The 11,666-nt window shown below is 43.8% G+C and carries 13 protein-coding genes; 6 read left to right on the top strand and 7 right to left on the bottom strand.

The features are described from left to right. Positions 1 to 72 precede the first annotated feature (72 nt). Positions 73 to 1,110 (top strand): succinylglutamate desuccinylase, encoded by a 1,038-nt coding sequence (astE, locus tag LIN78_RS08450; RefSeq protein WP_227180358.1) that lies wholly within the window; start codon positions 73 to 75, stop codon positions 1,108 to 1,110. Here the strand turns inward: astE and fliR are convergent. From fliR to LIN78_RS08415, 7 genes are all read right to left on the bottom strand, one after another. Then, the gene (gene fliR, locus LIN78_RS08445) at positions 1,107 to 1,898 is read right to left on the bottom strand and encodes a flagellar biosynthetic protein FliR (protein ID WP_227180357.1); all 792 of its coding nucleotides are present in this window, start codon (positions 1,896 to 1,898) and stop codon (positions 1,107 to 1,109) included. The genes astE and fliR overlap by 4 nt on opposite strands. A gap of 21 nt (positions 1,899 to 1,919) precedes the next feature. After that, positions 1,920 to 2,189, bottom strand: a complete 270-nt coding sequence (gene fliQ, locus LIN78_RS08440; RefSeq protein WP_227180356.1) for a flagellar biosynthesis protein FliQ — start codon at positions 2,187 to 2,189, stop codon at positions 1,920 to 1,922. Positions 2,190 to 2,200: 11 nt separating this feature from the next. Continuing rightward, the gene (fliP, locus tag LIN78_RS08435) at positions 2,201 to 2,959 is read right to left on the bottom strand and encodes a flagellar type III secretion system pore protein FliP (protein WP_227180355.1); all 759 of its coding nucleotides are present in this window, start codon (positions 2,957 to 2,959) and stop codon (positions 2,201 to 2,203) included. Beyond that, positions 2,956 to 3,384 (bottom strand): flagellar biosynthetic protein FliO, encoded by a 429-nt coding sequence (gene fliO / locus LIN78_RS08430; RefSeq protein ID WP_227180354.1) that lies wholly within the window; start codon positions 3,382 to 3,384, stop codon positions 2,956 to 2,958. Before fliO ends, fliP begins: the two co-directional genes overlap by 4 nt. Positions 3,385 to 3,406: 22 nt before the next feature. After that, positions 3,407 to 3,856 (bottom strand): flagellar motor switch protein FliN, encoded by a 450-nt coding sequence (gene fliN, locus LIN78_RS08425; protein ID WP_227180353.1) that lies wholly within the window; start codon positions 3,854 to 3,856, stop codon positions 3,407 to 3,409. Then, on the bottom strand, positions 3,849 to 4,850 hold the full coding sequence (fliM, locus tag LIN78_RS08420; protein ID WP_227180352.1) for a flagellar motor switch protein FliM: 1,002 nt from the start codon (positions 4,848 to 4,850) through the stop codon (positions 3,849 to 3,851). The genes fliN and fliM overlap by 8 nt, the downstream gene beginning before the upstream one ends. 67 nt (positions 4,851 to 4,917) lie before the next feature. Then, a complete protein-coding gene (locus tag LIN78_RS08415; RefSeq protein WP_227180351.1) occupies positions 4,918 to 5,448 on the bottom strand; it encodes a flagellar basal body-associated FliL family protein in 531 nt (176 codons plus the stop codon). A 358-nt stretch (positions 5,449 to 5,806) separates the two neighbouring features. Between LIN78_RS08415 and LIN78_RS08410 the strand changes: the two genes are divergently transcribed. The 5 genes from LIN78_RS08410 to ileS all read left to right on the top strand — a co-directional run bounded on the left by LIN78_RS08410 (position 5,807) and on the right by ileS (position 11,665). Next, positions 5,807 to 6,175 (top strand): response regulator, encoded by a 369-nt coding sequence (locus LIN78_RS08410; protein WP_227180350.1) that lies wholly within the window; start codon positions 5,807 to 5,809, stop codon positions 6,173 to 6,175. Beyond that, positions 6,172 to 6,786 (top strand): chemotaxis protein CheC, encoded by a 615-nt coding sequence (locus LIN78_RS08405; RefSeq protein ID WP_227180349.1) that lies wholly within the window; start codon positions 6,172 to 6,174, stop codon positions 6,784 to 6,786. The genes LIN78_RS08410 and LIN78_RS08405 overlap by 4 nt, the downstream gene beginning before the upstream one ends. Beyond that, entirely contained in the window at positions 6,786 to 7,733 is a 948-nt protein-coding gene (locus tag LIN78_RS08400) for a GGDEF domain-containing protein (RefSeq protein ID WP_227180348.1), read from the top strand. The genes LIN78_RS08405 and LIN78_RS08400 overlap by 1 nt, the downstream gene beginning before the upstream one ends. Positions 7,734 to 7,817: 84 nt before the next feature. Further along, entirely contained in the window at positions 7,818 to 8,795 is a 978-nt protein-coding gene (locus tag LIN78_RS08395; RefSeq protein ID WP_227180347.1) for a bifunctional riboflavin kinase/FAD synthetase, read from the top strand. A gap of 71 nt (positions 8,796 to 8,866) precedes the next feature. Next, positions 8,867 to 11,665: an isoleucine--tRNA ligase gene (gene ileS / locus LIN78_RS08390; protein WP_227180346.1), complete on the top strand. Its 2,799-nt coding sequence runs from the start codon at positions 8,867 to 8,869 to the stop codon at positions 11,663 to 11,665. Position 11,666 lies beyond the last annotated feature (1 nt).

Below are 11,666 nucleotides of genomic sequence, written 5' to 3'. Positions count from 1 at the left end.
CGCACAGAACAACCATGGCAAAAGTACTTAGAATGGGGATATTCTGAACAAAATTGAAAAGCACATATTGCCATGCATCAAACTGTTCCAGCCTTCTTGCAAGACTTCCTTCAAACCACCTTATCCTCCCTGACGCCAGAGTGTCCTGAAGGGGCTATTTCTGGCACACTTAGCTGGAAATGGTTGGGGCATGGCGCAATTTTGTTCTATCGAACAAATATCCAATCTTCCACTAACTCATACATTATCTCTAGCGGCATACACGGCAACGAAACCGCCCCTATTGAAATATGCAATCAGCTAATTCAAGAGATTGCCCAAGAAAGCATTTCTATACAAGGGAACATTCTATTTTTGTTTGGCAATATCGAAGCAATGCGGCAAAACAAACGATTTATCGACGATGACCTCAATCGCCTCTTTTCTGGCAAACATCATGAAATGCCTCAAAGCAAAGAAACAATGAGAGCGCTTGAAATAGAAAACATTATCCAACGTTTTATTCATGATAGCAGCCAAAGCAGTGAGACTACTTTTGTGCATCTAGATATGCATACCGCCATTCGGGGCTCTTTCTACAAGCGTTTTGCCATTGCACCATTCAAAATAGGCCCCATGCTTTCCAAAACATTAGTCAATTGGATGGGCAATGCGGGCATTGAGGCGGTATTACTAAATGCAAAACCTGCAGGTACATTCAGTTATTTCACTAGCCAATTAGTCAATGCAGATGCGCTCACCCTTGAATTAGGTAAAGCATTACCGTTTGGTGAAAATAACCTTGAAGCGTTTTCTTCAGTCACCTTAGCAATTCGGCAATTGATTTCAGGAGGCGAAATTCCAGTAGCGAGCATGACGCCCAAAGTATTCAAAATTATTAACGAACTTGAAAGAAAGACGGATTCAGACTTTAGGCTGCTAATCGATGATGAAGTAGAAAACTTCACGGCCTATCCAAAAGGCACCATCTTAGCGACTGACAAAGACTACCAGTATTGCGTGACTCATGAAGAAGAGCGAGTCGTCTTCCCTAATCGTCACGTCAAGCCAGGATTGCGGGCAGGGTTAATGGTCATTGAAAGCGATATTGAACCACATATTGCATCCTAACCACTGGGGCGCAAAGCTTTAAGCAGTTCAAACTGGAACTTCACCATTTGGTCAAACATACTGCCAAGCAGGCTTGGCATAGAAGGCAATGAAAAATACAAAGCGGCAAAGCCAATCACAAGCGTAATCGGAAAACCTACTGCAAACAAGTTCATCTGAGGAGATGCTCTCGCAATCATGCCAATCACCAAGTTTGTCATGAGCAAGGTCGCGACAACCGGCAGTGAGAGCAAAATACCAAGCGAAAATACTCTCTCCCCAAAATACACTAACGCCGAAAAAGCAGATGCCGATACAGGCGCGGGATAAATAGGGAATAGATGAAAGCTTTGGATGATTACACTTAACATCATTAGGTGGCCATTCATCGCCAAAAAGACCAAGGTGGCCATAATACTAAATAACTGTGCAACAACAGGCGTCTGAGAACCGTGCACCGGGTCTAGCTGAGCAGCAAATGCTAAACCCATCTGCGTGCCGGACAAGTTACCAGCGAATTCGATAGCAGTAAAAGTTAAACGAGCGACAAAGCCAATAGATACACCAATGACAATTTGCTGAAGTAATAGCATAAAGCCCTGAGGTCCTGACGGAGAGGCGATTTGCACGGTTTCCAACGAGGGAACAACAACCAGCGTTAACGCAACCGCTAAACCAATGCTGACACGGCGCGGAATCGTTTTGATGGAAAAAATGGGGTCTACCGCAAGGAAAGCCAAAATACGAACAAGTGGCCAGAAGAACTGGTTAATCCAAAAGTACAGTTGTTCCTGAGTAATGGTGATCATATAACTGTGATCGCAATGCGATCAACCGATCAGGGAGGGAATATCAGTAAAGAGTCGAATGGTGTAATCCGTTACCACTTCGATCATCCAAGGGCCTGCCAACACCATCACCAAAAATGTCACAATCAACTTCGGGATAAACGTTAATGTCATTTCGTTGATTTGTGTAGCCGCCTGAAAGATAGACACAATCAACCCGGTCACTAAGCCTGCCAGCAGCATTGGTGCTGCCACCATAATCAAAACCATTAAGGCGCGTTCAATTAGGGTAATTACCAGTTCAGGTGTCATTTACATCCCCTTTAAACGTAAAAGCTCTTAACAAGAGACCCAATCAGCAGCGGCCAACCATCCACCAACACAAATAGCATTAATTTAAATGGTAACGAGACGGTCACAGGCGAAATCATCATCATACCCATCGACATCAGCACCGAAGCCACCACCATATCAATAATCAAAAATGGAATATAAATCAAAAATCCAATTTGAAAGGCGGTTTTCAGCTCGCTAGTGACATAAGCAGGAATCAACGCCTTCATCCCAATATCATCCGGCGAGTTTGGCTTTGCGCTATTAGATAACTCCAGAAACAAACTCAAATCTTTTTCTCTAGTTTGTCTCAGCATAAAGGTTCGAAGCGGCTTCTCCGCCTCATCAATTGCTTGATTAAAGGTAATTTGATCTTGCGAGAAAGGGAGGTACGCTTTTTGATAAATTTCATCTAGCGTCGGTGACATCACAAAAAAGGTAAGAAAAAGCGACAGCCCAACAATCACTTGCGTTGGAGGGGATTGCACCGTACCAATCGCCTGCCTCAATAAAGACAGGACAATCACAATCCGAGTAAATGCAGTCATCATCAACAATGCTGCAGGTAGGAAAGTGAGTGACGTTAATAGAATTAATGTTTGTAGCGAAAGCGTGTATTCAGTACCACCACCAGGCGTTGGCTGGCTTGAAAATGCGGGCAGCGTATTCGCAGCAAAAGCAACAGAAGACAGGAGAGCCAAAGGCAAAGCAATCCAAAGGTATCGGCGAAATGGATGAGCTAGTTTCATTTATTTTGCTTGTACTTCTGAAGTGCGACTTGTAGCCATTGCTTAAATTTTGGCGCAACCATCGTTGATTCGGCATCAGATACGGGCGGTTTATCCAATTGTTTTAATACTGTGATATTTTGTGCAGTAACACCTAATACTAGCCACTCACCCTCAACCTCAATCACAACAACTCTTTCCTTCCCGCCTAGCATCGTACCACCAATCAACTTCACTGGCGTTTTCATTCCAGGCACACCGAGAGACAAGCGCTTCATGGCCCAAACAGCGCCAAGCACAAGCGCAATCACAAACACCAAGCTAAAAATAACCTGGAAAAAGTACCCGAATGAAAGAGGAGATGCAGAAGCAGATGTTGGTGCAGCAAGTAGAACCAATGGTGCAGAGATTAACGCACCCGATAATACTTGCTTAGTTAGTCGCATATAGAGATTAATCAATCAGAAATTATTTATGCAAACGGCGTATACGTTCAGCAGGGGTGATGATATCCGTTAAACGAATACCAAATTTATCATTCACTACCACCACTTCACCCTGAGCAATTAGACAGCCATTGACGAGTACATCCATTGGTTCACCAGCTAAACCATCTAACTCAACCACTGAACCCTGCGCCAATTGAAGTAAGCTACGAATCGCAATTTTTGTTCTACCAAGCTCAACCGTTAAACTAACCGGGATATCAAGAATCATATCCAAGCTACTTGGCACACCCTGAGAAGGATTTACATCGCCAAAATTTGGAAATAGATTGGAAGCAGCAGCTGGGGCCGCTTGAGCTTGAGAAGCCGATGCACTCTGAGCAGCGTCAAACGCCTCTTGCTCAGCAAGAGCTGCGGCCCAATCATCCATGCCGGAGTCTTCAGTCTCTTGTGTATCGTCAGAATCAACCATTCTCATCCCCAAAATTCAACATGCTATCGGCACCAGCCAGAATCTTTTCTACTTTTAAAGCATACTGACCGTTCAGTACGCCGTATTTACATTCTAGCACCGGAACGCCATCCACTTCAGCAACAATAGCTTCAGGAATATCAAGAGAAATTACATCGCCCACTTTTAAATTGACGATTTGCCCTAAAGTGACGGGCGCACTACCAAGATTTGCCACAAGATCAACTTCAGCAGCCTGAACTTGATGAGACAACAATTTAACCCATCGATCATCTGCTTCAGCTCTATCTGCTTGCATCGAGCTGTAAAGGACGTCACGAATTGGCTCAATCATTGAGTAAGGCAAACAGACGTGGAAATCGCCACCACCAGAACCTAATTCAATTTTAAATGATACCGCGACGACCACTTCAGTTGGGGTTGCAATGTTAGCAAACTGAGTATTCATCTCCGACCGAACGTACTCAAACTCTACCGGAAAAACAGGAAGCCATGCTTTTGCATATTCTTCAAAAACGAGTTGCAACATACGTTGAATCACGCGTTGCTCAGTCGGGGTAAAGTCGCGCCCTTCCACTCGCATGTGAAAACGACCATCACCACCAAATAAATTATCCACCACTAAGAACACTAAATCAGGATCAAAAATGAATAGCCCCGTGCCTCTCAATGGTTTTATATGAATCAAATTCAAATTTGTGGGTACAACCAAGTTTCTAATAAACTCGCTGTACTTTAAAACCCGAACTGGACCAACTGAAATCTCTGCATTGCGTCTCAGAAAGTTAAAGATAGCGACGCGAAAATATCGAGCAAAACGCTCGTTAATAATTTCATAGGTCGGCATCCGACCGCGAACAATACGCTCTTGCCGACCAATATCGTACGAGCGAACGCCGCTATCATCAGAAGACTCTTCTGATGAATCTTCCTCGCCGGTGACACCTCGTAAGAGGGCATCGACTTCTTCTTGAGAAAGAATATCGTCAGCCATGGCTCAACTCGTTAATTAAATTTACTCTGCATGCATGAGTAAACTTTATCATCTCAGCATTCAAAAATTAACGCTCTTCCAAAATCAAGGAAGTAAAGGCAACGCTCTTTGCCCCCTTCTTCGGAGAACTAGCGCCAATCACTTCATTGATTTTGTCTCGAACTTCTTCAAGTAATTTGGTTTTCCCTTCCGGAGTAGAAAGTTCGCCAAATTTTTGCGCACCAAACAACAAAATTAATTCACTTTGAATTTTTGGTTTGTATGCTTCCATTTTCTCTTGCTTCTTGGCATCGGCTAATTCAGCCTGCACCTCAACGGACATCACGCCACGCTTCTCCGGATCTCCATCGACATTCACCACAAAACGATCTATTTTGTAAAATACAGGGGGCTTCTTCTCATGATCCCCTTCTTCCTCATCCGCCGCATCACCTTCATCAGCCTTTGCCTCAGCTTCTGCATCGCCCTCTTCTGCTTTTGCCGCTTTTTCACCAGCAGGCTTAGCAGGGTGCTGCTTAGACATAAAGAACCAAACGCCACCGCCAACACCTCCGGCAACGACCAATAAAGCTACGACAATAATGATGATTTTTTTCATTGTGAAAACTTATTTTCTGTTAGTAAACATATGCTTCAAGATTGCAAGACACTTCAGAATTCGGGCAGCAGCAAAAAACACCCTCTGCAACATAGCATACTCGACTATCGCACTTGTGATGCCATAATAAATACTAACAAGCATATTTGACAGCACTGATATCCGAATTCTAATTAAAAAACAACACTTTTCCAATCATTCTTGATGTTCTTTGTAAGAACAAGACAGGCGATACTTGCATAAAAGTATTTTAGAAGTCTTAATATTTATCAGAGATGGCTAAAAAATACCTTTGATGTTATTTTCAAATCTGGCTATCCTTTATACATGATGTCGATATTCTTAAAAGAAAAATGCTATGACAATTCCTGTACTCGTTGTTGATGACTCGCCAATGGCAAGAAAAATGCTGATCAAAGCATTGCCGGAAGGATGGGATATATCTATTTCCCAGGCAGGAAATGGATTAGAAGCGTTAGCTGCGTACCGAGAAGGTAAAGCAGAAATCATGTTTTTAGACTTAACCATGCCTGAGCTCGATGGTTTCGGAGTGCTAGAAGAGTTGCGCAAAGAAGGCATGAATAGTTTTGTTATTGTTGTCTCTGCAGATATCCAACCAATTGCCCAAGAACGAGTCAAACAGCTAGGTGCAATTGCATTCCTGAAAAAGCCAGTCAATCCGAATGAAGTACTGAGCGTACTCAAACAATATGGAGTAACGCTATGAGCCTTACCCTACTTACCAATGACCAAAAAGACGTATTGCAAGAAGTTTCTAATATTGCAATGGGCCAAGCGGGCAACTCATTGGCACAGCTTTTAGGTGCATTTGTTACCTTATCTGTTCCAAGAATTAACATCGTTGACGTGGCTGAAATTAATGTCGCGATTGGCAAACTGATTGGAGAATCCACAGAGGTATCTGCCGTTCGGCAAGCCTTTCTTGGAACCATCCGTGGAGAGGCGATTGCGATTTTCCACAAAGATAGCCATGGCGATGTAGCTGATTTAATGGGGTACGATGAGAATTTATCAGACACCCAAAAAGACGAATTATTGCTTGATGTGGCCAATGTCTTAGTGGGAGCCTGTTTAACTGGCATTGGTGATTTGCTCGGAACCAGCATGAGTTTCTCTGCGCCATCCATCATGGCAAAAGACACGCCAGCTAGTATGCTATTCCAACCAGAACAACTGAATTGGCGTTGTGCGTTAGTGGTGGAAGTGAACTTTGCGCTAGAAGCAAGAAACTTTACTTGTCACTTAACACAACTCATGCCAGAAGAGTCCATCAGCACCTTGCAAACCTCACTAGATGCATTTATGGAATCACTCTAATGCCATCTTTGGAGAGCACTCAACTAGCCCCTGCTGTCATAGACAATATCGAAGCAGGTTTGTTTATTGTTGATAGTGATTTTCGAATCGTTATGTGGAATGCCTACCTAGCAAAGCATAGCGGCATTGCAGAAGAAGCATTGCTTGGCAAACATCTCTTTGAAGCATTTCCAGAACTTCCGCAAAAATGGCTTGAAAAAAAGCTTAAAGGCGTTCTTTTACTAAAAAACTTTTCCTTTACATCGTGGGAACAGCGCCCATGGCTCTTTCAGTTTGATCATAACCGCCCCATTACAGGCGGTATTGATTGCATGCGCCAGAATTGTGTATTCACCCCTCTAAAAGATCCAGAAACAGGACTAGTTTCATTTGTCTCTGTCACTATATTTGACGTCACTGACACCGCTATCTATCAGCAGCAACTAACGGAAGCGCTAGCCAAGTTAGAGGAAAGCAATATTACCGATGGACTAACAGGCATCTATAACCGTCGCTATCTGCAACAACGCTACCACAGTGAATTTGGCAGAGCATCTAGACACGGCAGCAACTTGACCACCATCATTTTTGATCTGGATCATTTCAAGCGCGTCAATGATACATATGGCCACCTCGCCGGAGATGAAGTCCTAAAAACCGTCGCAAAACGAGTTAAATCACTCGTTCGAGCCCTTGATGTAGTAGGCCGCTACGGCGGCGAAGAGTTTGCATTAATCTTGCCAGACACAGACCTTGAAGGCGGCTTAACGCTAGCAGAAAGAATTCGCGAAACGATTGCAGCAGACCCAGTTCCGTTTGGCGACATTGAGATCCCTGTCTCTGCTAGCCTTGGTGTATCGCAATTTTCACCAGAAATGACCAACTATGAACTAATGGTGCAAGCGGCAGATCAGGCGCTTTACGAAGCAAAACACAACGGTAGAAATCAGGTTGTTGCAGCGAAGTAAGCGACATCTTCAAATAAACCCTAAAAATAAACTAGACCCTTGCCCCCTGCCTCCGATAAAATCTTGTTTTTAAACGAGGTAGGCATGCAGGTATATAGAGGATTACATTCTGTACATGCGTCTCCATGTGCAGTTACCATTGGTAACTTTGATGGCATTCACGCAGGTCATCAAGCTTTGTTACAACGCTTAAAAAGTGAAGCGCAATCTCGCTCACTGCCTACACTCGTCATTACCTTCGAGCCACACCCAAAAGAATTTTTCTCCAGCCAGACGGCGCCAACGCGCTTAACTTCGCTTCGCGAAAAGCTTGAGCTTTTTCGCGAAATGGGTATTGATTATGTCTGCATCTACCCATTTCGTTCTGCGCTTGCATCGATCAGTGCGGAAGACTTTGTTGTAGAATTACTCAAAAAACAACTACATACCAGCTACCTACTGATTGGGGATGACTTCTGTTTTGGTGCGAAACGTAAAGGCAACTTTGCCTTATTACAGCAGTTTGCAGAAAATGGTTTATTTGAACTCTCTTCGATGACCACGTTTTTACAAGAAGAATCACGCGTCTCAAGCACACGAATTAGAGACTCACTTGAAAGTGGTCGATTAGAAGATGCGACTTCCATGTTGCTAAGACCATATCGTGTTAGCGGAAAAGTAGTCCATGGCAACAAATTAGGTAGAACCATTGGCTTTCCTACCGCCAACATTCATATCAAACATAATAGACCTCCGCTATCAGGCATTTTCGCTGTTTCCGTTGATGGGATTGATGACAAACCAATTCCAGGCGCGGCTAGTTTTGGGGTGCGCCCAACGGTAATGTCGAATGGCCTTCCAACACTAGAAGTCTTCTTATTAGATTTCTCAGGAAATCTATATGGCAAACATGTAGGGGTTAGATTCCATCATAAGCTGCGGAATGAAGAAAAATACCCAGATCTAGATAGTTTAGTGACTCAGATTAATAAAGACGTAGCGCAAGTAAAACAATACTTTGTACAGCATCCTAACTTACTGACGACCAGCGCACTGCCTTTACTGAGCAAAGTGACTCGTTAAAAACAACAGATAACTAACATACTTGGATGTGCTAACAACATCCGATTGCAATCACAGGACACGAATTTAAAATGACCCAAGCCAGTGACAAACCAGATTACAAAAACACGCTCAACCTGCTAGATACTAGCTTTCCAATGCGTGGCGACTTGGCAAAACGTGAGCCAGGCATGCTAAAAAAATGGCTTGATGAAGATCGCTATCAAAAAATTCGCAAAGCTAGCAAAGGCCGTCCTAAGTTTATTCTTCATGATGGTCCTCCGTATGCAAACGGTGATATTCACATTGGCCATGCCGTGAATAAAATCTTGAAAGATATGATTGTTAAATCTAAAACGTTAGCGGGATTTGACGCACCATATGTCCCAGGCTGGGATTGCCATGGCCTTCCAATCGAACACAAAGTAGAACAAACACACGGCAAACAATTACCAAAGGCAAAGTTTCGCGAACTGTGCCGTGAGTATGCTGAATCTCAAATTACACGTCAGAAGGCCGACTTCATCCGCCTTGGCGTTATGGGCGACTGGGAAAACCCATATAAAACCATGAATTTCCAAACGGAAGCAGAAATCGTCCGTACGCTAGGCAAAATTTATGAGAATGGCTATGTGGTCGCGGGTAAAAAACCTGTTCACTGGTGTATTGATTGTGGATCTTCACTAGCTGATGCAGAAGTAGAGTATGAAGATCGTGTTTCCCCAGCGATAGATGTTGCTTTCAACGTATTACCAAACTACGTTGCGCAACTTGAAAAAGCATTCTCGACAAAATTAGACGGCGCAGATGCCTTCGCAGTTATTTGGACTACAACGCCTTGGACATTGCCAGCTAACCAAGCAGTGTCTATCCATCCAGAATTTACTTATCAGCTAGTAAAAACGCCTGTTGGCTATTTAGTGCTTGTAAGGGAACTAGTAGAAGCGGCAGTAAAACGCTACGGCTTTGAAGAAGTGAGTATTGCAGGTGAAACCACTGGTAATGCACTGGAAAACATCTTACTTCAGCATCCATTCCTTGACCGTCAAGTCCCATTGATTCTTGGTGATCATGTCACGGTTGAATCAGGTACCGGCCTTGTTCACACCGCACCAGCACATGGTCAAGAAGATTACATCGTAGGGCAGAAATATAAGCTTTCAATTGATAACCCAGTTGGTGGCGATGGCCGCTTTGTTACTGGTACCGCCTTCGTTGAAGGCAAATCAGTCATGGAAGCCAACCCCGTTATTATTGAACTACTAACTGAAAAACAGGCTCTACTTTGCAACCAGAAGCTAAATCATAGCTACCCACATTGCTGGCGCCACAAAACACCAATTATCTTTAGAGCAACGAGCCAATGGTTCATCTCTATGGATAAGCAAATGCCAGACGGCCGTTCTTTGAGAGAAAAAGCACTAGCTGCGGTAGAAGCAACAGAGTTTTTCCCTTCTTGGGGTAGAGCACGACTAGAAGCGATGCAAAAAAATCGCCCAGACTGGTGTATTTCGCGCCAGCGTTTCTGGGGCGTGCCAATGACCTTCTTTGCTCATAACGAAACAGGTGAATTGCATCCAGATTCGCTCAGCATTTTAGAAAAGGTTGCCAAAGCAATTGAAGCAAAAGGTATTGAAGCTTGGTGGGAAATTGATTCAACCGAACTACTCGGCGCAGATGCTGACAAATACAGTAAGCTACCAGACACATTAGATGTATGGTTTGACTCTGGCTCTACCCACTTTGCGGTGCTAAAAACAAGAGAAGAACTAGCGCACCCAGCAGACCTTTATCTAGAAGGTTCTGATCAACATCGAGGCTGGTTTATGTCATCGATGCTAACTGGTTGCGCCACGTTTGGTGCTGCGCCATACAAGCAATTGCTAACGCATGGCTTTGTGGTAGATGGACACGGTCGCAAGATGTCTAAATCACTTGGCAATGTGATTGTTCCTCAGAAGGTAATTGATACACTAGGAGCCGATGTATTGCGCCTATGGGTAGCATCTACCGACTACTCGGGCGAATTAAACATTTCTGATGAAATTTTAAAGCGCGTTACAGAGTCTTACCGCCGTATTCGTAACACCCTTCGTTTCTTGCTGGCAAACTTAGCAGACTTTGACTTTTCAAAACATGCTGTTTCTGTTGAAAATTTACTATCTATCGATAAGTACGCCTTGTCATTGGCTAATCAGTTACAAAATGAAACGATCTTGCCATCTTTTGACAGATATTCATTCCACCAAGCAATGGCATCAATTAACACATGGTGCTCAGAAGATCTTGGTGGTTTCTACTTAGATGTTTTAAAAGACCGTCTATATACATCTGCACCAGACTCATTAGCTCGTCGTTCTGCACAAACCGTGTTATGGCACATGACACAAAGCTTAACCATTATGCTTGCACCAGTACTCAGCTTCACATGTGAAGAAGTCTGGCAAACACTTGGTCATACAGATAGTATCTTTGAACATACCCACCATGAGTTCCCGGCTATTTCAGAAGCCGAGACACTAAATGAGCAATGGAAACGCGTCAGAGAACTACGCGCTCAAGTAACAAAGGTGCTCGAAAATCTAAGAACAGAAGGCAAAATTGGCGCATCTCTACAGGCTGAAGTTGTCATTTCAGCCGGGAACGATGATTTTGCCGCACTAGCTGCACTAGAAGATGATTTGAAGTTTGTACTCATTACCTCTGCTGCTACGGTAGAAAAGAGTGAGACAGCGCCCCCAACAATTCAGGCAACTGCAACTACCTACAAAAAATGTGAGCGCTGCTGGCACTACCGTGCTGATGTTGGTAGCCATGCAGAGCATTCACACCTGTGTGGACGTTGCGTAAGCAATCTTCATGGAGCAGGCGAATCTAGAAAGCACGCCTAAG

This window comes from Leeia speluncae (genome assembly GCF_020564625.1).
GTDB classification, from domain to species: domain Bacteria; phylum Pseudomonadota; class Gammaproteobacteria; order Burkholderiales; family Leeiaceae; genus Leeia; species Leeia speluncae.
The sequence above is the reverse complement of the archived record's forward strand: the minus strand, read 5'-3'. Positions and strand labels throughout refer to the sequence as shown.

What these genes read in the sequence shown, in the direction of transcription:
- astE (WP_227180358.1), top strand. Translation starts at nt 73, where the DNA reads ATGCATCAAACTGTTCCAGCCTTCTTGCAAGACTTCCTTCAAACCACC.
- fliR (WP_227180357.1), bottom strand. Translation starts at nt 1,898, where the DNA reads ATGATCACCATTACTCAGGAACAACTGTACTTTTGGATTAACCAGTTC.
- fliQ (WP_227180356.1), bottom strand. Translation starts at nt 2,189, where the DNA reads ATGACACCTGAACTGGTAATTACCCTAATTGAACGCGCCTTAATGGTT.
- fliP (WP_227180355.1), bottom strand. Translation starts at nt 2,959, where the DNA reads ATGAAACTAGCTCATCCATTTCGCCGATACCTTTGGATTGCTTTGCCT.
- fliO (WP_227180354.1), bottom strand. Translation starts at nt 3,384, where the DNA reads ATGCGACTAACTAAGCAAGTATTATCGGGTGCGTTAATCTCTGCACCA.
- fliN (WP_227180353.1), bottom strand. Translation starts at nt 3,856, where the DNA reads ATGGTTGATTCTGACGATACACAAGAGACTGAAGACTCCGGCATGGAT.
- fliM (WP_227180352.1), bottom strand. Translation starts at nt 4,850, where the DNA reads ATGGCTGACGATATTCTTTCTCAAGAAGAAGTCGATGCCCTCTTACGA.
- LIN78_RS08415 (WP_227180351.1), bottom strand. Translation starts at nt 5,448, where the DNA reads ATGAAAAAAATCATCATTATTGTCGTAGCTTTATTGGTCGTTGCCGGA.
- LIN78_RS08410 (WP_227180350.1), top strand. Translation starts at nt 5,807, where the DNA reads ATGACAATTCCTGTACTCGTTGTTGATGACTCGCCAATGGCAAGAAAA.
- LIN78_RS08405 (WP_227180349.1), top strand. Translation starts at nt 6,172, where the DNA reads ATGAGCCTTACCCTACTTACCAATGACCAAAAAGACGTATTGCAAGAA.
- LIN78_RS08400 (WP_227180348.1), top strand. Translation starts at nt 6,786, where the DNA reads ATGCCATCTTTGGAGAGCACTCAACTAGCCCCTGCTGTCATAGACAAT.
- LIN78_RS08395 (WP_227180347.1), top strand. Translation starts at nt 7,818, where the DNA reads ATGCAGGTATATAGAGGATTACATTCTGTACATGCGTCTCCATGTGCA.
- ileS (WP_227180346.1), top strand. Translation starts at nt 8,867, where the DNA reads ATGACCCAAGCCAGTGACAAACCAGATTACAAAAACACGCTCAACCTG.